Genomic DNA, 21993 nt, shown 5'->3' on the forward strand with positions numbered 1-21993 from the left:
AACATCTCTTGAACATCAGGAATTCCAATTGCCTTCTTCCACATTTTTTCCCAGCCGGAAACGACTGGCCATCCTGCTTAATACCTGAGCCTGATAAGATAATTCCTCGCTGGCAGCCGCAATTTCCTCCGCCGTTGCAGAACTGGACTGGACAACATCTGATATGCGGCTGATTTCCTGCGTAATTTGGCGTACCGACAGTTCCTGCTTAACAGAAGCTTCCGTTATGGAATGAATCGACTTCGTAATGTCCTCCACTCCATTTACTACGTCCATCAGCGCTTCTGCCGTGCGGTCAGCAATCCGATCTCCCTGTTCTACTTTTTCCAGGGACTTTTTTATCAAATCAGCCGTGCTTTTGGATGCCTCAGATGATTTGTTTGCCAGCTCACGCACTTCATTCGCCACAACCGCAAAACCTCTTCCCGTATCCCCTGCCCGTGCCGCCTCTATCCCCGCATTTAAAGCAAGGATATTGGTCTGGAAAGCGATGTCCTCAATAGTCTTAATAATTCGTCCGATTGCTTGTGAACTGGCGCGTATTTCTGCCATTGCAGCCAACATATCCTGCATCTGTCTGCGGCTGTCTTCCGCATCCGTCTGCACTGTCTTTGTTTGTTCATTCACTGCTTTGGCATTCTTCACATTGTGCTCTACCTGTTCCGATATGTCGCCGATTGCACTGGATAATAATTCTATAGAGGCAGCCTGCTCTGTCGCTCCCTGGGCCTGAATCTGTGCCCCGGATGATACCTGTTCCGCCCCCGCCGCCACTTGCAATGTAGATTGATTAATTTGTGATAAGGTATTTTTTAAATCATTTATAATCCTGCCCAGAGAAGACCGCACGGAATCCAACTCGCCCACATAGCTGTCTTTTGTCCGGCTATGGATATCAAAGTTCCCTTCTGCCATTTCATTTAACAGAAATGTTTCATCCTGGATCACCGCTGTAAGTACGGTAATCATACTCCGCATATCATCGGCCAATTTTCCCATCTCATCTCCGGACTGAAAGGTAATTTGAGTCGTTGAAAACTGTCCGGCCGCTATGTTCTGCGCTGCCTGTTCCAGCTCCACTATCCCTACCGAAATTCCCCTGGTAATATACACCCAGAAACCAATGCTGATGATTACGCTCACACATCCCAGAACTACCAGAATCGCAACAGCGCGGGCCTGCCGTTCCTGCAATTGTGTCATCAACTGCAATCCTGTTCTGTTGCCGCTTTCAATCAGCCTATCCAATTCCTTCTGAGCCTCCTGGAGCACCAGGATATTGTTGCTTTCCATAAAGGCTGCTGCCTCTTCATTTTTATTTTCCTTCGCCAATGAGAGAACGTGTTCCCGCATTGGAGCAAGCCTGGCCAGGCAGTCTTCCAACCGTGCTGCAATTTGTGAATCACCCAGAAAATGTTCTTTTACGATCGGAAGCTCGTCCCCGATTATACTTGCCGAATCAAAGGCATTGGCAGTCGCCTCCCCAATTATCTCCTCATCCGTATTTACAATGGCCCGGTAGGTTGCCTTCTGCATTCTTTCAAAATTTGAATGGATTTTGTTGGCACTTTCATTGACCATAAATGGTCCATCATAGAAGGCTTTTATTTTTGAATTCAGATTAACCAAACTTATAATGCTGATGCAAAAACCAATAATCATCAACAGCAAAACCGTTGCAAATGAAACAAACAGTTTCCTCCCTATAGTAAAGCGTTTCATGCTGCCCCTCCATTGTATTCCCTATCATTCCGGACTCATTCCTTCAACTTTGCTCATGTACTATTTGTAGTCTACCATAACATGTGTATATTCGCAATTCATTTATTGTTTTATGGGTATTATAAAGAACAGTAGAACATATAGTCCGCTTATGTTAAAATTAATGGAGGAGGTGTCTAAATGAAGTCCCAGACAGAATTATACTATCTTATTTATGATTACTACGTTACCCGAATTCTCTTTGGCCACTATAAATTTGGTAACGCGCTTCCTTCAATGCCAAATATCAGTGATTATTTTCATCTGTCCATACCGACTGTCAGGAAAGCGTTCGCACTCCTGGAAGAGAAAAACTACATTAAAATTGAGGCTCCGAAAGCAGCTATGGTAACCTACAAGGCTACAGCCGATGATTATCTGCGCAATATCGCTGTTCATCTGTCAACCTATAAAGACGGCATTCTGGATATGAGACAGATGAATCCGTTACTTTTGGGTCCTTTGCTGGAGGCCGGCATAAAGCAATGGGATGAAGCCACCTGGGAGACACAATGGGGTGAAATTAAAAACATTAACTTTGACGGAATGTCCCTTACGATACAGCTGTACACGGCCGCCTTATCCTCCCTTCATAATGATTTAATTCTTACATTCTACCGCAAAATAAATTTCTATGCCCGTATACCATATCTGCGCAGTGAGCATGACATTATGAAAGGAATAATAGAAACAGTTGATACGCTTACAAAAGATGAAGTTGGAGCCTATCTTACCAATAAATTGGGAGCGGTTTACAAGGATGCTTATGCACATATCTTTAAGATCATCCAAACGCTCTCCCCACAATTTCTGGAAGGCGAGTTTCCCCAGATTCCATTTGAATGGAGTTTTTACCCAAGACATTCTCAAATCCGTTACACATTGGGTGCGAAGATTATATTGGAAATTTTGTATGGATCCTATCCTGTTGGAAGCTTTCTTCCCTCCCTGAGCCAGATGGTAAAACGTTACCAGATCCCCCTCATCACCATACGCCGTACTCTGGCCTCTTTATCTGACTTGGGTGTGGTAAAATCCTATCAGGGGAAGGGGACACAAGTATGCCTTGGACAGAAAGATGTGGATATAAGGGGAGTTTCTGTCCAACTTGGCCTGAAACGTCTTTTAGAAAGTCTTCAGTTTCTATCATTGACAGTTCGTAATGTTAGCCGTTTTACCTTTGAGCAGGTTTCTGAAGAAGCATTACACGAATTTCTCCAGGCTTTGAATCAAATTCATAGAGAAGAAAAGGACTGCCTTATTGTGGATGTCTTTTTAACATTTATAACAAAGCATTGTCCATGTACCATAGTCTGCGAATGTTACTGTAAACTGACGGAATGCCTCGCCACTGGATATCCCCTCATACTTTTAAAAATGAAGGGAGACGATTATAAACGATTATACTCCAATCGGATTCTCCAGACGATTCAATGTACCGAATGCATGGATAGAGAAGGGATAGTTGCAGGATGGAGTGAATTTTTTGAGGAACAGAGGCAATGGTATAGAGTTTTTCTTGCTGAAGAAGGACGTTGATAGTTTCTCTTTGCAGATAACAAAACGACCGGAAACTGCTTGGCGTTTCCGGTCGTTTTTACGTTCCCCAATCATATAATAGCTACAACTTTCTGAATATGTTTTCCGAATATCACGTCCAGCAAAAACAAATCTACTTCTGAATTCTAACAAAAATACAGTAATATTATCCATCAATGCATCTTTTAAAATTCATTTATTGCAGCAGGCATTTATGTACTATGCTTTTCCGAAGGGAGTGCTTTTCCTGCTTTCCTTGCAGATTTTTTGATTTTTTCATGGTAGAAGAAATTCACAATGGTTGGTTGTGCATCAAAAGGTTTATTCCTGCTGTCATCATTCCGGACATATTCAAGCCCATTACTGTTTGCGTAGGAACGGATTGCTCCGTCAAGAGCCTCCCAATAAAGTCTGCTTCCATTGGAATATATCTCATCATATAGAGTAATAAGATCCGGATGCTTTTCTCTGATATAATCCAGAATGACCATTTTATAACTGCCTCGAAGATTCAGATTTTCCAGCCATACCAGATTGCATTGCTTCTTGACACGGTCAATGATAGCAGGTACATCCGTAATTCCAGGAAAGATAGGCCAGATAAAACAAGTTGTGCGAATACCAGCATCATGCAACTGCTTCATTGCTGCAAGTCTGTGTTCAATTTCCTGCGGGTTGTATGGATCTGTGACAGAGCCAAAGAACAATTCCTTTCCGCAATACTTTCCAGGATTCTTAATGTCCTGCCAATACTTAACATCCAAAAATTCACCCCAAGGTTCTGGATGGTTCGTGAAACGCTTCATAAAGCTGGCATAGCAATATTTGCAGGCATGAGAACACCCCACATAAGGATTAACGGAATAATCGCTTACCGGAAGATTTGATTTTGTAAAAATACTCTTTGTTTCGATCTCTTTGATTATCATGACTGCTTTTCCCTTCGACATTTACCACTTATTCCAATGAACTTTTTCCTTTACCGCAGCGGTTACCTGTGCAGGTACTTCCGCATTCTTCACAGGGTATCCAACTGCAATCACCGCTGGCAGCACATAATCCTTTGGTGCTTTAATTACGCTTTGGATTGCTTGTAGAAATCCATCTGAATATCCTCCTGTGGATCAAATATAATCTTTATTTACTGTGAAACTTTAGTAAGGAAACTTTTTTGTGATCCTTGCTGCACCACATCTGTCTCCCTGACATTTCCCAACAGCAATGGCGAGTCCGGGTCATGGTACCTATAGTTCTCCTGGGCTTTGTCCGGCTTCTTATTAGCATAACAATACTTGCAGCCATTTAGGCAGGTATCATACGCACCAATATCCCGGCTTTCCATACAATGGCATCCCTGGCGCATTCCCTTATGCTTCAGATTACGAAACTGAATATGATTTGCTTTTCCTAACATTTCCAAAGTCATACAGCCAGATGGATGAATGCCATACCCAGAGTAGTCTCCATTCGTTCCGCAGGTTTGTAAATACAGTCCATATTTATCAGCAACCAAACCCATCCCCTTCGCGAGAGCATTTTGATCTTCCTCTGTAAGAGGAAGCAACTCTGGCATATTCGTTTCCAACTTTTTGTACATCTCCACAAAGCTGAAAATACAGCGTTCAACGAGAGGGGTAAGTTCTTGGGCCATCATATCAAATGTTTCCAGATGGGTTTGTATCGTATACTTTTCTGTTAACAAAACAGGGTCATATCGCCATGCAAGGCGTTCTTTCCCCACAATCGCAGATAACTTTCTGAGCGTTTTCATGCTTTCTCCAATAGATGGCACACCGGGTTCTACATCCTTACCATATGCTGTGATTGTGTAGTAAAAATAAGTCGGAAACCTTTCTATCAATTGAGGCAAGTCATTCAGTATCGGTTCATAATTTTTAGAACAAAAAACCACGCAGTCCACCTTATCCGGTGTTAATTCATAACAAGTAACTTTATTGGGGAATAGCGGATTTCTGGAATACACAAAACCTTCCTCAAATCGCTTTAAGAGCCATTGGGTGTAATACTGGACGGTATCTGTTCGTCCACCTGTGTTGATAATCATTTTTCGTCCTCATTTCCTTTGACAAGGTCTGTCAAATTCTTCGTAAACCGTCTTGAGAGATCTATAAGCTGCTCTTGTTCCTCTGGTGTAAACATCGACATTGCGGTATCCTCTGCCCAGGTTATATGTCTGACAGGCTTCTCAGAATATACCCGCCCTTCATCTGTCATTCTGACTGTCCTGTTTCTCTTGTCATCTGCGTTCTCCTCAAGTGTGACATAACCATCTGCCTGAAGATTTTTGACAATCAGACTCACTGTTTGCTTTGACTGGAAGGTTCGTTCGCAAATTTCTTTTTGTGTCATTCCGTTTTTCGCATAAAACAAAACATTGAGAACCAAAAAAGTTTTCATTAGAATTCCATTACTCTTTGCATACTCATCATAGAGTGCAAATTGTTCATCTCGAAATTTACAATATAAAAAGGCATTTCTTCTATCCTCCTTATTCAATTCTCCACCTCCCAACTCTATAATAGGATTAGTCAATTAATTGACTAATCCTATTATAGAACATTTTTTACTATTGTCAATAGGCGCATGCATAGACTTTATATGCCGTTTGTTTTTATAATTGGGATTATCCACTTTGTCTTCCCTCCATCAGCATGAATCACATCCAGCATCTTCCCAAATGCCCGGATATACGCCTGCTGGCAGGCAGGAAACCATTTTTAAAAGTACCGTTATTCAGTTCCCGCACTTCCGTCAATTTCGACTCCGGAAAATGCCGGTCCACCAAAATTTGTATTTTTTCCGGCGTTATTTTATATTTCGTTGTGATACTCACAGCGTTACTCCTTTCATGCACCACGCTTCTTTCTATACTTGGGCCTGTTTGAAACTTCTTTGGAACTGACTGTTATATAAGTCCGTATAAAATCCATTTCTCTCCATCAGTTCCTCATGGGACCCTTGTTCAACAATTGTCCCTTTATCCATAACGAGAATCTGATCCGCATCTCTGATTGTGGAAAGCCGGTGTGCAATAATAAAACTGGTCTTCCCCTCCATCAGGCCGTTCATAGCCTGCTGTATTTCACTTTCTGTTCTGGTATCCACACTGGATGTCGCCTCATCCAATACCATGATTACCGGATCTGCAAGAATGGCCCTGGCGATTGTAAAGAGTTGTTTCTGTCCTTCCGACATCACGGTTACCTCGTTGTCCAGAACCGTTTCATACCCGTGGGGAAGTGTCCTGATAAAATGGTCAATTTTGGCTGCCACCGCCGCTTGCCGTATTTCATCCTCCGATGCCCCCGGTTTCCCATAAGATAGATTGTCGGCCGCGGTTCCGGTAAAAAGCCAGGTATCCTGAAGCACCATACCAATCATCGAACGCAGTTCCTTCCGGCTCATATCCGTGATATCCTCGCCGTCTATCCGGATTGTTCCCCCCCCCTCAGTTCATAGAAACGCATCAATAGATTCACAAATGTTGTCTTCCCGGCCCCGGTCGGACCAACAATGGCAACCTTACTGCCCGCTTTTACCTCTATGTTAATGTCCTCCATCAAAATATTCTCATCATCATATCCGAACCGCACATGCTCAAAGCAGACAGTTCCTTTCGGATTTGAAAAAGATTGATCCGAAGCTTCATCCGGTACCTCTTCCTCCTCGTCCAGGAGCTGGTACACCCGCTCGCCGGCGGCCACAGCCCCCTGCATGGAATTCACCACAAAGGCCAGCGCCATCACGGATTCCGCCACCTTGCTGATATATTGGAAAAACGCCTGTATATATCCAATGGACATTTTCCCCTGAATCACAAGGATTGCCCCGCCTACCGCTGCCGCGATATAACCCAGATGGTTCAGAAAGCGAATAACCGGATTAATTACATAAGTAATAAACTGCGCCCTCTTTCCTGTTTTGCACAGATGTTCACTCATCCGCACAGCGGATTCTACCATCCTGTCCTGAAGATTAAAGCCCTTCACCACCAAATTCCCAGTAAAGGCTTCCTCAATTCCCGCGTTGTATTCTCCCAAAGCCTTTTGATTTTCTCTGTGACACTGTTCCGTTTTATTTGAAATAACGGCTGCTGCCACCATACTGAACAAGACGGTAATCAGGACAACCACTGTCAAGGTTTTGTTAATGACCAGCATCATTGCAATCGAACCGGTAATCCCCACAACAGAATTCAAAAGCTGTGACAAACCCTCCTGCAGTGTATCCGCCACCTTTTCCATATCGCTGGTAGCCCGGCTCAATATCTCTCCTTTTTTATTCCTGTCATAAAAGCTCAGGGGAAGACGATTCAGCTTATCACTGATTTTCTTTCTCATGGACAGCGACAAATTCTGCGCTACCCCCGCCATCACATATTCTCCCACATAGCCGACCATTCCCCGGAACACGAAGATGGCAAACAATGCCAGCAGAATCCGTCCTGTTGTCTCTATTTTTAACTGAAATGCAGCATCCGTACCCATCGTGTCCTGAACCCCTGCAACAATCTGATTAATGGCCTCCGCCAAAAGGTGTGGATAGAGAAGACCTAAAACTGCGCCTGTGATAACACTGATCAGAACAATGAGAATCCTCCACTTCTGTCCCATCAGCTCCTTTGCAAGACGATACGCCGTTCGATTTTTCGTTTTTTTCATCTTCATGCCAATTCCTCCTCGCTTAACTGAGTTCTGGCAATCTGCTGATAAACATCGCAGCTGCGGAGCAGTTCCCCATGGTTTCCTATGCCTGCAATTCTGCCTTCATCCAGAACAATAATCTGATCCGCGTCCAAAATAGTGCTGATCCTCTGGGCTACGATAATCACAGCTGCATCCTTTATCTCCTTCTTCAGCGCCGTCCGCAGTTTCGCATCTGTCTTATAATCCAGGGCGGAAAAACTGTCATCAAACAGATAAACCTCCGGCTTTTTTACAAGGGCTCTTGCTATGGCAAGCCGCTGTCTCTGGCCTCCGGAAAAGTTATTTCCCGCCTGCGAGACAGGCGCGTAAATCCCCTCCGCCAGACTGTCTATCAGTCCGTCTATCTGGGCTGTCCCGGCAGCGCTCATCATCTCCTCCTCCGTTGCATCTTCCTTTCCCTGCCGGAGGTTATCCGCAATCGTACCGCTGAACAAAAAAGCCTTCTGGGGCACATAACCAACCTTCTTCCGCAGATCCCGTTTGGAAATCGTTCTGGTATCCTGACCGTCCACCAGAACCTGTCCTTCCTGTACTTCATAAAAACCCATTATCAAATTTAGCACCGTTGATTTTCCGGAACCAGTGCCTCCGATGATGGCTGTAGTCTCTCCTGCATTCGCTTTAAAGCTGACATTGCGGAGCACCTTTTCCTCCGCCCCACAGTAGCCGAAGCTGACATTTCGAAACTCGATTCCCGCTGAATCGGCATACGGGTTCTCTTTTACAGTGCAGACAGCCGCTTCCGGCTCTGTCTCCAAAACCGCATTAATCCGATCCACACTGATTTTTGCTCTGGGTATCATGACAAAAGCCATGATGCCCATAATAAGACCAGACAATATGAGCATACCATATTCAACAACCGCCATAATATCTCCGACCTGCACCCATCCGCCCGCCATACGCCATCCGCCCAGTGCAACAAGCAGCAGGGTACAAAGGTTCATAATCAGCGTGACCGCAGGCAGAAGAACCGAAAACATTTTATTAATGCGGATTGCCATAGTTCCGTATTCCTGAAACGTGTCATTAACCTGCTGTTTCTCATACTCCGCGCGATCAAAGGCCCGGATTACCCGGACTCCAATGATCGTTTCACGCAGTTTCCGGTTTATGCCGTCCATCAGCGTCTGCAATTTTTCAAACAGAGGCATTACTTTTTTACTGATTGCCAACGACAGCAGAGTAATCACTCCCATGACCGCTATGATTGCAGCGCCAGTACCCGGTCTTTTGAAAATGCCAGCACCAACCCCGTCACAGCCATAACCGGAGCGGGAAGCAGCATTTCAGTCAAAGCAGAGAAAGCCTGCTGAACCCGTATCACATCATTCGTATTTCTGGTAATCATGGAAGCTGTTCCAAACCGGTTGAACTCATCCACTGACAGACTCTGCACCTTGCGAAACAGGGCATTGCGTATATCCCGGCCTATCAGAGCGCTGTTACAGGAGGAAAGATAAACGGCGCCCACTGCTATGACCGTCACCAAAACAGCTGCCAGAATCATTCTGCCGCCCGTCATCAGGACATAATTTAAGTCTCCTGTCAAAATTCCGTTATTAATAATATCTGCCGTCATGGTCGGGATTAAAAAGGTGCCCGCCACCTGCAGCAGCAAAAGAAAAAGCATTGCTGCAATCCGTGTTCTGTACGGCGTCAAAAACTGAAGCATTTTTCTCATTCTACACTGTCTCCTGTGATAGCCCTTTCCTCTGTCCTTAAAAAGCCTGTTTTAATATGCCGCAGCCTCAAGGCAAAGTCTTTTCTTACCTTACAGATATCCGAAGCTCCCATCTGATACTCATGGACGGCCAGGTTTACAAGAGTGTGGCACAGCTCCTGAAGGGCCGCAAACTCATCCTTAGTCTGAAATCCCATATTCCGTCTGTCCACATGCCAAAACAGCCATTCCACATATTCGTGCGCCATATTGCGGCTGCACGAAAACATCACTAAATCCATCGGCATTCTTCCATTGTGCCGTAAAAAGTATTCCAGCCCATCCGTCAGCATGGCCCAGTAATCTCCACTATGCCCGATCAAACTTTTCTTGTTAAACTCGAAAAAGTCGCGCCATATCTGAACAACCGCAAACTGAAGCATATCCGTCTTTCCCATGAAATAAGTATACAGACTCCCCCTGGAAAGCTGTATCTGCTCAGCTATCCGGCTTACTTTTAAATCCCTATAACCATTGTTTTGAAAATCCCTTACAACTGCCCCGCTAATCTGGCGCCTTTTTTCTTCGGACAGATGAAAATAATGTTTTGTCGGCATTCCTTCACCTTTCTGCAAACTTCTATATCATTTTTTATGCATAGTGATATTTTTTCCGTTTTACCACAAGGAAAATGATTGTTACCGTCAAGGCCGCAAGTTCTGCCACTACGATTGCTGTCCATATGCCATCCACGCCAAACACAAAAGGCAGGATCAGAATACTTCCTATTTCAAAAACAAACGTCCTCAGAAACGAAATTACAGCAGACACCAGGCCGTCATTTAAAGCTGTAAAAAATGCTGATCCAAATGCACTAAAGCCACTGAAGAGGAAGGAGACGGAATAAATCTTGAATCCGTGAACTGTCAGTTTAAACAACTCCTCATCATACCCGACAAACATTTTTGACAATGGAACCGCGCCAAGACGGGACAGGAGCACCATGGCAATGCCTGTTATTCCTATGATACCCAAACTCTTCCTGAGCAGGTTTTTCAGCTCGGCCTGATTATCCGCGCCAAACTGATAACTGACGATCGGTGAGCAGCCTACCGCATAACCGTAGAAAATAGCTGAAAAGATAAATCCAAAATATGCGATAACGCCAAATGCCGCAACGCCATCTTCCCCGATTAAACGCATAAGCTGAAAGTTATACAGCATTGTAACTACAGAGGCTGCAAGGTTTCCCACCATCTCAGAAGAGCCATTGGTACAGGCTTTCCATAAGACTTTACCATCAATTCCTGTTTTCGGTGTAAGACGCAGCAGGCTTCCGTTCTTTCGTGTAAAATAAACCAGGGCAATACCAGCCCCAACTGCCTGGCTAAATGCTGTGGCAAAGGCCGCTCCGAAAAGTCCCCATTTAAAGACAATAATAAATAATGCATCCAGTACGATATTCAAAACTCCTGATATAACGGTCACACCTAATCCCAAATTCGGTTTTTCAGCCATAACAAAAAAGTTCTGGAATGAGTTCTGAAGCATAAAAAACGGTAAAGCTGCAAGAATACCCCGGCCATATAGGACGCAGTACTCCAGCATATCCCCGGACGCACCCAAGAAGGATGCCAGTGGACGCATGAAAACCAACCCTACCCCGGCAAAAACAATGCCTAAACCGATAACAACATAGATGAGCATGGAAAAATAGCGGTTCGCTTTATCCCTGTCACCTTCCCCCAATGTTTTACCAACAATAGCCGTGCCGCCCGCCCCAATCATAAACCCGAAGGAACCTAAAATTGTCAGGACAGGCATAACCATGTTGATCGCTGCAAAGGGCGTTTTCCCAACAAAATTTGAAACAAACAGGCCGTCCACAATACTGTAAATTGAGGTAAACACCATCATAATAATAGATGGGAGAACAAACTGCAGCAGTTTTTTATAAGTGAAATGTTCTGATAATTGTATCTGCATCAATTCTTATATCCTTTCAAATTCTTAATTTCTATTCACAATAAAATGCCATTAGCCCCCTTTTGTTTCTTTATTCGCCCTTTATTTCCAATGTCTGCGCCGAATAATATATCGCCTGGGAAAATCAGTCTTACAGATTATTAGAAACACCGCCATCGCAATGGCTGTTGTCATTGTCACGAATAACATCTTATTTCTTTTCATTCGCTTCTCCTCGCTTCATCTGCAAAGAAAGTCAGTCCGCCTTTCCTTCCATTATCTTTTCGAATGCATTCTTTAAATTAGCTGTGAATAGTTCAAGATCAGATATAAATGATGGACTGCATTTGCTCATCGTCTCTTTGAGCACATTTTCCTCCGCTTCATATACATCTTTCAAAGCCTCACGTGTATACAAAATTCCGGCCTCTGTCAAGCAAATCTGCAATTCCCGCTTGCGTCCCGGGATACTTTGTAATGTAATGTAACCAGCTGCCTCACACTCTTTGATTAAAGTATTTACAGTTGCCCTCGGGAGCCCCCAGTCATCACAGATCTGTTTTTGGGAATGAAACTCGCCGTCATCCAACGAATATAAAAGCCAGAACAGATTCTCTTTTACTCCGGCAGTCTTTGACAGTAAATAATAGGCTCCATCAATTTCACAAATTGCATTTGCAATTCTTCGTATATTTTTTCTGTTGCCGTCCATGATTAAACCCTCCTGTTTTTAATTTACATTTTATCGTTTCAGTTTAAACCAAAACCGGGCATACTCCACCATTTGTGGTGCCAGCGCTTTAATCTGTATTCCTGCAGTATTCACACATAGATGGAAATTCTCCCTCTTGCCCCATTCTGATGAAGTGATCAATGCATACCGCCTGGCCCTGTTCAAGTCTATTTTAGCAATTTCCCTCCTCATTTCCCTGTCTGTCAGATATTCTCCTTCTGGCCTTCTCTCCTGACAGCGTTTTATTTTAGACTCCATATCCCCATAGACAAACAGCTTCATCGGATTATACTCATTCAGTATGCCGTCTGCTCCCTGTCCCATAACCACGCAGTCCCCCTGTTCCGCCAGCCTTTTTATCTCTCTCTGTTGGGAAATCAGAATGTTAATTTCGTTCTGGTGCGCATAAGATGGATAGGAAAGTGTACAGCCAATCGTAATCGGATAAGCCATAAACAGAGGCCTCTCCATCATTTTTTCAACATACGCTTCATCCAGCCTGTTCTCCTTTGCTATTGCGGCAATAATTTCCCTGTCATAATACGCACACCCAAGCAGATCTGCCATCCGCTTTCCCAACTCCCGGCCACCACTTCCAAATTCCCGGCTAATCGTAATAATCCTCATATATCTCTTCCTTTCATTGAAACTATGCTTTATAATCCGAAACCGGATTTCAACAGTATAATCCGATTTCGGATTTTTGTCAATACCATTTTTTTCTGTTGTAACATCCCATCCTGGCAGGGAATCCAAAAGTTAAGAAAAATTTCAGACATCCAAATCCTGAACCATGTATAATAAAATGCAAAGGAGGATTCAGTCATGGTTGATGGAAGTATTTTAATGATTGAGGATGATGCGGATATACGTGAAGGTGTACGGGTACTGCTGGAAAGTGAGGGGTATTCCGTCACAGAAGCCGAATCCGGAAATCAGGGTTTATGTATGTTAAATAGTGAGACCGATCTGGTAATACTGGATATCATGATGCCTGGCATCTCTGGAATCCGGACCTGCAAAGAAATACGAAAGGTGTCGAATGTTCCCATTCTTTTTCTGACTGCAAAGGCCCAGGAGTCCGATAAGCTGCTGGGACTCATGGCCGGCGGGGATGATTATCTCCCGAAACCATTTTCCTATGCTGAACTTTTGGGACGGGTGAAAGCACTGCTGAGACGGTATCAGGTCTACCAGGGGAAAAACACGTCTCATCCCCCTCAAAACGGGCTTTGGCTGGAGAGAAAGGGGATTCGTGTCTCCACTACCGGCAATAACGTACAGATTGATGGGGCTGAAGTCGAATTATCCGAGATAGAATATCAGATACTGCGTTTATTGATACAATATCCAGATAAAATCTTTACAACTCAGAATCTCTACGAGAGTGTGTGGAACGAGCCGTTCTTTTACACTTCTAACAACACAGTGATGGTCCACATCCGTAAGCTTCGCCGGAAAATAGAGAAAAACCCACAGCATCCGGAACGGATCTGCACTGTATGGGGAAAGGGGTATCGAATTGGGTAAAATTTTCACCGCGATTGAACAAGCGGTAAAAAAACATACTGAGAGTCTGGTTGGCAAACTGGTTTTCCTTTTATTTGCAGGAATGATGGCCGGTTTCTTCTTTTTCGGTGCCCTTCATATGACGCTGAATGCCGGGCTGGCTTATTACTTTAATAATTCCTCTTATTTAAGGCGCAGGGAGGCCAGGGCTGTTCAGGAACTGCAAAATTATATTACCCAAAAGGAACTTACCCCTTATGACAGTCAGGAATTGTCTAAATGGGTAAAGGACGAAACTGTCGTATATCTGGAAATTTACCGGAACAACCGGCTTTTATATGCTTCTGAAAACTGGGATGACACAATATTGTACGAAACTGACACCGGTTCTTATAAAAATAAATACCACTCCCTGTCTTTTTCTGACGGGGACGCAGATATCTTTTTGTTAGGCATGTATGAATACCAGTTTTATACCTATGCGCTGATAGCAGAACTATTGTCCGGTTTTTTTGTATCTCTCCTTGTTTTTATAAACGGCATCCGGCGTGGAATCCAATACATCCAGGATTTAAGGGCTGAAATTGCCATTATGGAAGGCGGTTGTCTTGAACGCATGATTCCTGTAAAAGGAAGAGACGAACTTGCGGAACTTGCCGGTGGGCTTGAGCAGCTTCGCTGCTCCCTGAAAGAAAATATAGAGAATGAAACTGCCTTAAAACAGGCCAACCAAAAACTGACCACAGGCATCGCCCATGATCTCCGGACACCGCTTACTGCTCTGACGATGTATGTGCAGATCCTCCAGTCCGGCGTCTGCAAGAAGGAGGAGAAAAAACAGTATTATCTGGACAAAATCATGTCAAAAGCTGTGCAGATGAAAGTTCTTTCCGACAGACTGTTTGAGCACAGCCAGATGAAAGACAGGAAAGAAGGAAGGGAGCAGGAAGAAATCCTTACCTTGCAGGAGGCTTTCATGGATCACCTTTCAGAGATAGCAATGCTCCTGGAAAATCGCGGTTTTCAAATCCGCTCGGATTTGAGCTGGCAATCAGTTCCTGTCATTGTACGCATGGACTATCTTGCAAGGATTATGGATAACATCTGCTCCAACCTGATTAAATATGCAGATCCAGGGAAATCCGTCACCTTCCGAATCGTATGTGACGATTCTATGGCAGGACTGGAAATCACGAACCAAATTAAACGGCAAAATGCTCAGGTTGAAAGCACCCGGGTGGGAATGGATAATATCAGGCACATGATGAAACAAATGAATGGAATCTGTCAGGTGGGTATGGATCAGGAATCCTACAGGATAAGGATTCTATTCCCTTGCCCTTCTCTCAATCATTCCGAATCGCAGCCAGCGGACTCAGCTTCATCGCCCTCAATGCAGGAAAAAAGCCGGCAGTAACCCCCACCATCACGGAAAAGGCAATGGCGGCCAGCGACAGCCATCCCGGAATGCGTGGGATAGTTCCTCCCATCCCGATTCCAGCTGCCTCCAGTTTCAGAAAATGGTTTATCGAGTAAGATGCCCCGTAACTTAGCATAACTCCGGTGAAACCGCCGAGCAATCCTATAAAAGCAGATTCTATGAGAAACATATTCCGTATTGCGCCCATATCACATCCCAGAACCTTCAGAACGCCGATTTCTTTCGTGCGCTCATAAATGGACATCATCATGGTATTGGCAATTCCAATGGCGGCCACAAATAAAGAGACTGCCCCAATTCCACCCAAAACAGCCTGTATCATCCCCGACTGCTTTTCCGACTGTTCCAGCCACTAGATATTGCTGACAGCCTGATATCCCGATTTCTTAAGCAGAGTCTGTACCTCTTTTACGTGTTTCACATCGTCCACATTGACCTCTATGGTATCATAGACAAAATAGGGAAGCGGTTTTCCTCTCTTCGTTGTGGGCTGCCCCGGAATTGCCTTTTTCCTAAATATCCGCTTTAGATGTGCCTGCAGATTTTCTATATCTGCATACACGGAATATGCATAATTCATGTTTCTACTTCTCGTCTCATCCACAATTCCATTCGATTTGAGCAGATATTTTTTAGGCGGCTTTTTCGTGTTGTCTGCCCGGGCGTCAAAGTAGGCATCCATATCAAAGGTAACGAACATGGGCTCCTTCTCTAAATCCACGTCCGGAAGCTGATTGGTATCAAAAAAATCTTTTCCTGTCTTTCGGTTGGAAAAATCTCTGATTACATCACTTCCATAAATTAAACGCAGTTCGTTTTTATCCGTCCTGCCTGCCGGTTTTCCCCTGACCGGTATTTTATCCAGGTACTCTCTGGGCGCGCCTTCTAACTGTATACCGACAGCTTCGTACAGTCCCTGCCGCAGTATAACCTGCAGCTGTAGAAACGGATAAACAGTTACTACGTTTTTAATTTTCAAAAATTCCTTTACCGTCTCAATGGTAAGATGTTTCGGTTTTTTTCTGTCAGACTGGCCATACATCTCTGAAACCTGTATCCTGGTCAAACTCCCCGATGACTCAATCAACTCACGGTTCTGTTCTTTCAGCCCGATTCCCAGGGAAACCATAACAACAATGGCGGCTGTCCCGATCACAACTCCTAAAACCGTTAAAAAGGTACGCAGCCGCCTTTGTCTCAGATTGTTAATACTCATGGTAAATAAGTCAATAATCCTCATTCTGAGTCGCTCCTTACATACTAATCCGCCATCGCAATTTTCTCTCCCAGCCGAACCTCCGCTTCCCCTGTCATGGAAATCGCCCATTTCAGAGAATCCGGATTAATGCGGCCTTCTTCTACCAAAAGTACGATTGTGGATCCACCAAATTCAAAGTACCCTTTTTCCTGGCCTCGTTTTACATAACATCCCGGATTTCTATTTTGAATTCGTCCCACCAGCAATGCCCCTACTTCCATCTGAACCATTCTTCCAAAGTTCACTGAATCCATTACGGTGTATTCTCTACTGTTCTGTATATAGACAGGATATCGTTCACTGGCTATGGGACGAATGCAGTGGAGGATTCCCTTTATTTTTCTTCGCTCTGTAATGGTTCCATGATCAACATAACAATAATGGTGGTAATCAGAAGGGCGGAGCCGGAACACCATGCAAAATCCATCTTTAAAATGATTAGCCAGGTGTATATCACCCAATAACTCCTTCACTTTATAACTGCTGTGTTTAAGGCAGATACTGCCGGACTCATTTATCTTATATATTGTTAATAACCCATCACATGGGCTGATCAGGTGCCTGTTCGTCACATCTATTTGACGTCTGCCGGATCGTAGTTTCCGAATAAAAAAATCATTAAAAGACAAATAATTTTTTCTCTTATATTCCTCCATAGGAATTTTATTCCTTCTCACAAATCCTGAAATCATCCACCGTGAATACGGGCTTTCCAAAAATTTACCAGCTGCCCTTGAAACCCATGGCAATGTTAACCCCTTTAGAATTATGCGTCCAGGCAGTGTGCGGTAGAGAAACCGTATTGCAATGCTCTCCTTGTTCATCTCATATCACTCCCCTGCCAACAATAAAAATCCAGCCACCCCAAGGATAGCAAGACAGGTTTTTCCTAATGACTGAGGTTTTCTGACCTTAACAGGAAGCAGAAACAGAATTGACATAACAAGAAGGCTGAGCCTTCCTGTCATGCCTCCACTTCCTCCGCTATACGCTTGCAGCGCATACGCCACCGGCAAAATAATTGCCGATGATGTGACCGGCAGCCCCAAATAGTATGTTCTGGATTCGTTGGTCTGTTCCTGGCGTTCTTCTTCCATCACATTAAAAAAAGCAAGACGGATTAATGCACATAATACATAAAAGGAAGCAATAATGATACTCCATATATCCTGATTGCCACAATAGAGAATCATTCCAGGAAGCACTCCGAAGCTGATTAAATCACTTAGAGAGTCGATTTGAATCCCAAACCGCTTTTCTGCCGGTGTCCGTTCCCTGGTTCTGGCAACCGCCCCATCGAACATGTCGCAGAGCCCTGCAATCACAAGGCAGATTAGGGACATCCTTTCTCTGCTGTTGCACGTTGCCACTATCCCGGAGAATGCCGTCAGCATCCCGGCATAAGTCAATATAACCGTATAATTATAAAATCCCAGCATAATTTCATCATCCTTTCACCCTCTGGTTGTTCCAAATAAAATACTGTAGAACAGAATACACCATGGTTTTCCCAGTAGGATAATCCATAGAAATTTCTTAAATGACAGTTTCATAAGTCCCGAAAAGTAACAAAGAAAATCATCTGGAGCCAGGGGCAAAAGAATGCAAAGGAAGAGGATCAATGTATAGCTTTTCGCCTCCTGAACCCGCATAATCCAACCCCTGTACTTTTCTTTTGGAAAGATTGATTCGACCAATGGTGCTCCAAATCGTCTGGCTAAAAGAAATGCTATCAGGGAACCAATGCTGATTCCGATATAATTGCACCAGAATCCGCCCGCCGCCCCAAACATGGCACTGCCCACAACACAACCCAGAAAGCCGGGCAATATGGGAACCACCACCTGGAATGCCTGGATTACAATTAAAATCAAAGGTGCGATTATTCCAAAGCCCTGTATGTATTTCTGCAGGGTTTCCACCGAATGAAACTGCCCGTCAATCCCCGCTTTCACCATAAAGGCCGCGCAAAATAAAATCGCTGTAAGTCCCAGCCACATGCTGTATTTGTATCCTTTATTCTTTGTCAAAAAACTTCACCTCTATCCCGGACTAAAAATAACAGTTTTACATGAAATTGTTCTCCTGTCTCGTTAATCAGACAGGATCCTCCCATGCCCTTCATCATACATTTTAAATTTTCCAACCCCACTTTCGTACTCTCCACATGCCCTGCCTGCTCCTTTATCCGATTGCATATCTCAATTCCGGCCCACTCTTCCTCATATACGGTGCGCAGCCAGATAAGTTCCTTCGGATCCGCATACTTTATCAGATTGGAACTCAAATTATCTATAATTCTTGCAATATAGTCCATTCTCACAGAGATGCTGGCCAATTTCCACTCCAGCTCCGCCTCAACTCCGAACCCCTGGCTCTCAAGTAATGCCGTCATTTCGGACAAATAATCCTCAAAAATATTCTGCAGGCGTTGCGGGGCATCCATTCCTTTCATTTTATTTTCTGTTTCCATCTGGCAGCTCTCAAACAGCCGGTTGGATAACTCTTTGATCAGGACTGCCTTCTTCATAACTTTATCCAGATAATATCGTCTGGCCTTATCATCTCTGCAAATATCCGTCTGCAGGATTTCCACATAAACGGTTAATGAGGTCAGCGGCGTGCGCAGATCATGTGCAATTCCTGTCACCAACCACTGGTTCGCCTCGCGTAATTTTCGTTCTTCTTCCATTGCCTGTTTCAGGGACAGACGCATTTTCTCCAACCCCTGAGCCAACTGTGCTAATTCATTATCACCGGATATGGTTACCCTCCGATCCAGGCATCCACCTTCCATTACGCAAATTTCTGATTGAATTTTCTGTATATAGTGGATCCCTTTTTTGACCCCATAGACAAAAACTATGAGGAATACCAGGAAAGCAGACAGGATTTCCGCTATCATTGCATATACATAATATTGGTACTCAAATATCCCAAACAGCCGCACAACCGCGTCTCCATCTGCAAAGGTAATATTATAATCTCTTCCCTCATAACCTGAAAAGGCTGTCCTTTCTCCATAATCATTTGCATCTGCAGAAGAAAAAGAATCATATAACCAACGGTTATTCCGATAAATTTCCAGGTATACCACTCTCTGTTCTTTCACCCATTCCGATATATTTGTTTCATCAAGAGGCGTAAGATTATTTCTGGCGACAAACTCCTGGAATTGCCGGACACAGTCTTTTTCTTTTCTTTCTGAATAAGAAGATTTGGCAAAGTAGATATCTAACCCAGCCTCAATCGTCACCTTTGCAATGCCAAAAAAGGAGACTGAAATAAGTGTACTAAGTAATATCAATACAACGAGCTGTCCTGTCAGGCTCCCTAAACATCCCTGGATTACATTCCACATTTTTTGCCACGCCTTTTTAATCAAAACGATACCCCTTTCCCCACACCGTACTGATATGTTCCGGTCTCTGTGGATTTTTTTCTATCTTCATTCTCAATTTCCGAATATGGACCATTACGGTATTGCTGGAACCGTAAAAAAATGGTTCCTGCCATACACTCTCATAGATGTTTTCCGCCTCCACGATCCGGTATCCCTCACTCTCCAGTAATACCCTGACGCCCTCCCTTATATCGGGATCATCCTCTATCAGTAATATTTTTACCGACTCCATCGTTCTACCTCCTCCCAGCCTCACTTTATCCTATTATTCTGAATAGTTTCTGAATCAAATCTGAAAATTTATGAAAGCAGATTCGGCTGTTATGCTATCTCTGAACAATTCTAAAACCTGAATATACACCAACAATTCCACCCAAAACAGAAAAGAATACTTGCAGTATTTGCTGTTTTTAAACGATAACCATAGTGAAAACGGATTCCGGTTTCATTCAAAATTATTTCCTTTCATATTGACAAAAGTTGATTTGAAGCATATACTATAACATATCAAAAAAAGTTGATTTGAGGTGGCAAAAGTTGGAAACTACTCATGAGAAAAACGCCAAAGTATTTAAAGCGTTCTGCGATGAAAAGCGGCTTGCCATTTTAGAGTTGCTTCGCAGCGGTGAAAAATGTGCCTGCGTATTAATTGAGCAAATGGATATTGGCCAATCTTCCTTATCCTACCACATGAAGATTCTATGCGAATCCGGTGTGGTGGAAAGTAGGCAGGAAGGCAAATGGACACATTATCGTTTAAGTGAATCAGGAAGCAAATATGCTGCGGAACTCCTGGTGCAGCTCACGACTCCCTATGTTGCAAAAATACCAGTTAGAGACGGATTTTAGAAAAGCCATCAGAGAGATGGTTTTTCTTTCGGACAATACATCAACTTTTTTTGATATGAATGAATATGAATGGAGGTATTTCTCTTGCAGACTTTTCAGGCAATATGGCTATTTTTCCAAGATCAGATACTCGGCATGAAATGGTTGAACAACCTGATCGGGGATTTTCTCTCTGCCATCGGTTTAAATATTTCCGGCCGGCTGGGCGGAAGTGTACAGTTTTTTCTTTATGATGTGATAAAAATCACGGTATTGCTGTGCTTTTTAATTTGGGGGATATCTTATATACAGAGTTATTTTCCTCCAGAACGCAGCAAAAAAATATTAGGACGTTTTCATGGAATAGGAGCAAACATTGTCTCTGCATTACTCGGAACTGTAACTCCATTTTGTTCCTGCTCTTCTATTCCACTGTTCATTGGCTTTACCAGTGCAGGGTTGCCCCTTGGAGTGACATTCTCCTTTTTGATTTCCTCTCCTATGGTTGACCTTGGCAGCCTGGTACTACTCATGAGCATCTTTGGCGCAAAAGTTGCCATTATTTATGTGATAGTCGGCTTAGTAATTGCCGTAATTGGCGGTACATTGATTGAAAAACTGCACATGGAACAATATGTAGAGGAATTTATCCGCAGCGCCGGCGGTGTAGATATTGATGCCCCTACGCTTACAGTAAAAGAGCGCATGACATACGCGAAGGAGCAGGTGCTTTCTACCTTTAAAAAAGTATTTCCTTACATTTTAGTCGGTGTTGGTATTGGTGCTCTAATCCACAATTGGATACCAGAACACTGGATTGAAGCAGTTCTTGGCAGCAATAATCCCTTTGGTGTCATTTTAGCTACACTGGTGGGTGTTCCCATGTATGCAGATATCTTTGGCACAATTCCGGTTGCTGAGGCGCTGCTTTCTAAAGGTGCACAACTCGGTACAATTCTCAGCTTTATGATGGCAGTTACCACGCTCTCATTACCATCGATGATTATGCTTCGTAAAGCTGTAAAACCGAAACTGCTGGTTACCTTTATCACCATTTGCACCATTGGAATCATCCTGGTTGGTTATCTGTTTAATGCATTCCAATTCCTATTAATATAAGAAAAAACAATTTATCATAAACTAACTAAAATGAATGGAGGAATTAA

The 21993-nt window shown here is 43.6% G+C and carries 22 protein-coding genes and 1 pseudogene; 5 read left to right on the forward strand and 18 right to left on the reverse strand.

Going from position 1 to position 21993, the window contains the following annotated elements; all coding sequences use genetic code 11:
- Positions 1–15: 15 nt before the first annotated feature.
- A complete protein-coding gene (locus tag V3C10_17585) occupies positions 16–1722 on the reverse strand; it encodes a methyl-accepting chemotaxis protein (protein ID WVP61104.1) in 1707 nt (568 codons plus the stop codon).
- Positions 1723–1902: 180 nt separating this feature from the next.
- Between V3C10_17585 and V3C10_17590 the strand changes: the two genes are divergently transcribed.
- Positions 1903–3300: a GntR family transcriptional regulator gene (locus tag V3C10_17590; protein ID WVP61105.1), complete on the forward strand. Its 1398-nt coding sequence runs from the start codon at positions 1903–1905 to the stop codon at positions 3298–3300.
- A 212-nt stretch (positions 3301–3512) separates the two neighbouring features.
- On the opposite strand, the gene V3C10_17595 is transcribed toward V3C10_17590, so the two are convergent.
- The 11 genes from V3C10_17595 to V3C10_17645 all read right to left on the reverse strand — a co-directional run bounded on the left by V3C10_17595 (position 3513) and on the right by V3C10_17645 (position 13015).
- Positions 3513–4229 (reverse strand): radical SAM protein, encoded by a 717-nt coding sequence (locus tag V3C10_17595; GenBank protein ID WVP61106.1) that lies wholly within the window; start codon positions 4227–4229, stop codon positions 3513–3515.
- 212 nt (positions 4230–4441) lie between these two features.
- Positions 4442–5365: a DUF1848 domain-containing protein gene (locus V3C10_17600; GenBank protein ID WVP61107.1), complete on the reverse strand. Its 924-nt coding sequence runs from the start codon at positions 5363–5365 to the stop codon at positions 4442–4444.
- On the reverse strand, positions 5362–5817 hold the full coding sequence (locus tag V3C10_17605; GenBank protein WVP61108.1) for a helix-turn-helix domain-containing protein: 456 nt from the start codon (positions 5815–5817) through the stop codon (positions 5362–5364). Before V3C10_17605 ends, V3C10_17600 begins: the two co-directional genes overlap by 4 nt.
- Before the next feature lie 369 nt (positions 5818–6186).
- Positions 6187–6726: an ATP-binding cassette domain-containing protein gene (locus V3C10_17610; protein ID WVP61109.1), complete on the reverse strand. Its 540-nt coding sequence runs from the start codon at positions 6724–6726 to the stop codon at positions 6187–6189.
- A gap of 20 nt (positions 6727–6746) precedes the next feature.
- Positions 6747–7988, reverse strand: coding sequence for an ABC transporter ATP-binding protein (locus tag V3C10_17615; GenBank protein WVP61110.1), 1242 nt, complete (start codon positions 7986–7988; stop codon positions 6747–6749).
- A complete protein-coding gene (locus V3C10_17620) occupies positions 7985–9226 on the reverse strand; it encodes an ABC transporter ATP-binding protein (protein ID WVP61111.1) in 1242 nt (413 codons plus the stop codon). The genes V3C10_17615 and V3C10_17620 overlap by 4 nt, the downstream gene beginning before the upstream one ends.
- A gap of 5 nt (positions 9227–9231) precedes the next feature.
- Positions 9232–9711, reverse strand: a complete 480-nt coding sequence (locus V3C10_17625) for an ABC transporter transmembrane domain-containing protein (protein ID WVP61112.1) — start codon at positions 9709–9711, stop codon at positions 9232–9234.
- Positions 9708–10307, reverse strand: coding sequence for a TetR/AcrR family transcriptional regulator (locus V3C10_17630; GenBank protein WVP61113.1), 600 nt, complete (start codon positions 10305–10307; stop codon positions 9708–9710). Before V3C10_17630 ends, V3C10_17625 begins: the two co-directional genes overlap by 4 nt.
- Positions 10308–10341: 34 nt before the next feature.
- Positions 10342–11676: an MATE family efflux transporter gene (locus V3C10_17635; protein WVP61114.1), complete on the reverse strand. Its 1335-nt coding sequence runs from the start codon at positions 11674–11676 to the stop codon at positions 10342–10344.
- 235 nt (positions 11677–11911) lie between these two features.
- A complete protein-coding gene (locus V3C10_17640) occupies positions 11912–12367 on the reverse strand; it encodes a MarR family transcriptional regulator (GenBank protein WVP61115.1) in 456 nt (151 codons plus the stop codon).
- A 30-nt stretch (positions 12368–12397) separates the two neighbouring features.
- Positions 12398–13015 carry a cytidylate kinase-like family protein gene (locus tag V3C10_17645; protein ID WVP61116.1) on the reverse strand — a complete coding sequence of 206 codons (618 nt, stop codon included), beginning with the start codon at positions 13013–13015 and terminating at the stop codon, positions 12398–12400.
- A gap of 198 nt (positions 13016–13213) precedes the next feature.
- On the opposite strand from V3C10_17645, the gene V3C10_17650 reads away from it, so the two are divergent.
- Positions 13214–13918, forward strand: a complete 705-nt coding sequence (locus V3C10_17650; GenBank protein ID WVP61117.1) for a response regulator transcription factor — start codon at positions 13214–13216, stop codon at positions 13916–13918.
- On the forward strand, positions 13911–15314 hold the full coding sequence (locus V3C10_17655) for a HAMP domain-containing sensor histidine kinase (protein WVP61118.1): 1404 nt from the start codon (positions 13911–13913) through the stop codon (positions 15312–15314). The genes V3C10_17650 and V3C10_17655 overlap by 8 nt, the downstream gene beginning before the upstream one ends.
- Here the strand turns inward: V3C10_17655 and V3C10_17660 are convergent.
- The 6 genes and pseudogenes from V3C10_17660 to V3C10_17685 form a co-directional block, all read right to left on the reverse strand.
- Positions 15244–16578, reverse strand: a pseudogene (locus V3C10_17660) (FtsX-like permease family protein). The gene V3C10_17655 and the pseudogene V3C10_17660 overlap by 71 nt on opposite strands.
- Before the next feature lie 20 nt (positions 16579–16598).
- On the reverse strand, positions 16599–17420 hold the full coding sequence (locus V3C10_17665) for a phosphatidylserine decarboxylase (protein WVP61119.1): 822 nt from the start codon (positions 17418–17420) through the stop codon (positions 16599–16601).
- A 6-nt stretch (positions 17421–17426) separates the two neighbouring features.
- Positions 17427–18035: a CDP-alcohol phosphatidyltransferase family protein gene (locus tag V3C10_17670; protein WVP61120.1), complete on the reverse strand. Its 609-nt coding sequence runs from the start codon at positions 18033–18035 to the stop codon at positions 17427–17429.
- Between the two features lie 15 nt (positions 18036–18050).
- Positions 18051–18626: a VTT domain-containing protein gene (locus tag V3C10_17675; protein WVP61121.1), complete on the reverse strand. Its 576-nt coding sequence runs from the start codon at positions 18624–18626 to the stop codon at positions 18051–18053.
- A complete protein-coding gene (locus V3C10_17680; protein WVP61122.1) occupies positions 18623–19957 on the reverse strand; it encodes a HAMP domain-containing sensor histidine kinase in 1335 nt (444 codons plus the stop codon). The genes V3C10_17675 and V3C10_17680 overlap by 4 nt, the downstream gene beginning before the upstream one ends.
- Before the next feature lie 16 nt (positions 19958–19973).
- Positions 19974–20231 (reverse strand): DNA-binding response regulator, encoded by a 258-nt coding sequence (locus V3C10_17685; protein WVP61123.1) that lies wholly within the window; start codon positions 20229–20231, stop codon positions 19974–19976.
- Between the two features lie 305 nt (positions 20232–20536).
- Between V3C10_17685 and V3C10_17690 the strand changes: the two genes are divergently transcribed.
- Positions 20537–20848: a metalloregulator ArsR/SmtB family transcription factor gene (locus V3C10_17690; GenBank protein WVP61124.1), complete on the forward strand. Its 312-nt coding sequence runs from the start codon at positions 20537–20539 to the stop codon at positions 20846–20848.
- A 69-nt stretch (positions 20849–20917) separates the two neighbouring features.
- Positions 20918–21946: a permease gene (locus V3C10_17695; protein WVP61125.1), complete on the forward strand. Its 1029-nt coding sequence runs from the start codon at positions 20918–20920 to the stop codon at positions 21944–21946.
- The last annotated feature ends 47 nt before the right edge of the window (positions 21947–21993 follow it).

It is taken from the genome of [Clostridium] symbiosum, from assembly GCA_036419695.1.
GTDB lineage: Bacteria > Bacillota > Clostridia > Lachnospirales > Lachnospiraceae > Otoolea > Otoolea symbiosa_A.

Bases quoted from the DNA above. Each gene is read 5' to 3' on its own strand.
- V3C10_17585 (WVP61104.1), bottom strand. From the start codon at position 1,722: ATGAAACGCTTTACTATAGGGAGGAAACTGTTTGTTTCATTTGCAACG.
- V3C10_17615 (WVP61110.1), bottom strand. From the start codon at position 7,988: ATGAAGATGAAAAAAACGAAAAATCGAACGGCGTATCGTCTTGCAAAG.
- V3C10_17665 (WVP61119.1), bottom strand. From the start codon at position 17,420: ATGAACAAGGAGAGCATTGCAATACGGTTTCTCTACCGCACACTGCCT.
- V3C10_17680 (WVP61122.1), bottom strand. From the start codon at position 19,957: ATGTGGAATGTAATCCAGGGATGTTTAGGGAGCCTGACAGGACAGCTC.
- V3C10_17600 (WVP61107.1), bottom strand. From the start codon at position 5,365: ATGATTATCAACACAGGTGGACGAACAGATACCGTCCAGTATTACACC.
- V3C10_17670 (WVP61120.1), bottom strand. From the start codon at position 18,035: ATGCTGGGATTTTATAATTATACGGTTATATTGACTTATGCCGGGATG.
- V3C10_17650 (WVP61117.1), top strand. From the start codon at position 13,214: ATGGTTGATGGAAGTATTTTAATGATTGAGGATGATGCGGATATACGT.
- V3C10_17685 (WVP61123.1), bottom strand. From the start codon at position 20,231: ATGGAGTCGGTAAAAATATTACTGATAGAGGATGATCCCGATATAAGG.
- V3C10_17630 (WVP61113.1), bottom strand. From the start codon at position 10,307: ATGCCGACAAAACATTATTTTCATCTGTCCGAAGAAAAAAGGCGCCAG.
- V3C10_17635 (WVP61114.1), bottom strand. From the start codon at position 11,676: ATGCAGATACAATTATCAGAACATTTCACTTATAAAAAACTGCTGCAG.
- V3C10_17595 (WVP61106.1), bottom strand. From the start codon at position 4,229: ATGATAATCAAAGAGATCGAAACAAAGAGTATTTTTACAAAATCAAAT.
- V3C10_17625 (WVP61112.1), bottom strand. From the start codon at position 9,711: ATGAGAAAAATGCTTCAGTTTTTGACGCCGTACAGAACACGGATTGCA.
- V3C10_17645 (WVP61116.1), bottom strand. From the start codon at position 13,015: ATGAGGATTATTACGATTAGCCGGGAATTTGGAAGTGGTGGCCGGGAG.
- V3C10_17620 (WVP61111.1), bottom strand. From the start codon at position 9,226: ATGGGAGTGATTACTCTGCTGTCGTTGGCAATCAGTAAAAAAGTAATG.
- V3C10_17590 (WVP61105.1), top strand. From the start codon at position 1,903: ATGAAGTCCCAGACAGAATTATACTATCTTATTTATGATTACTACGTT.
- V3C10_17640 (WVP61115.1), bottom strand. From the start codon at position 12,367: ATGGACGGCAACAGAAAAAATATACGAAGAATTGCAAATGCAATTTGT.
- V3C10_17610 (WVP61109.1), bottom strand. From the start codon at position 6,726: ATGAGCCGGAAGGAACTGCGTTCGATGATTGGTATGGTGCTTCAGGAT.
- V3C10_17695 (WVP61125.1), top strand. From the start codon at position 20,918: ATGGAGGTATTTCTCTTGCAGACTTTTCAGGCAATATGGCTATTTTTC.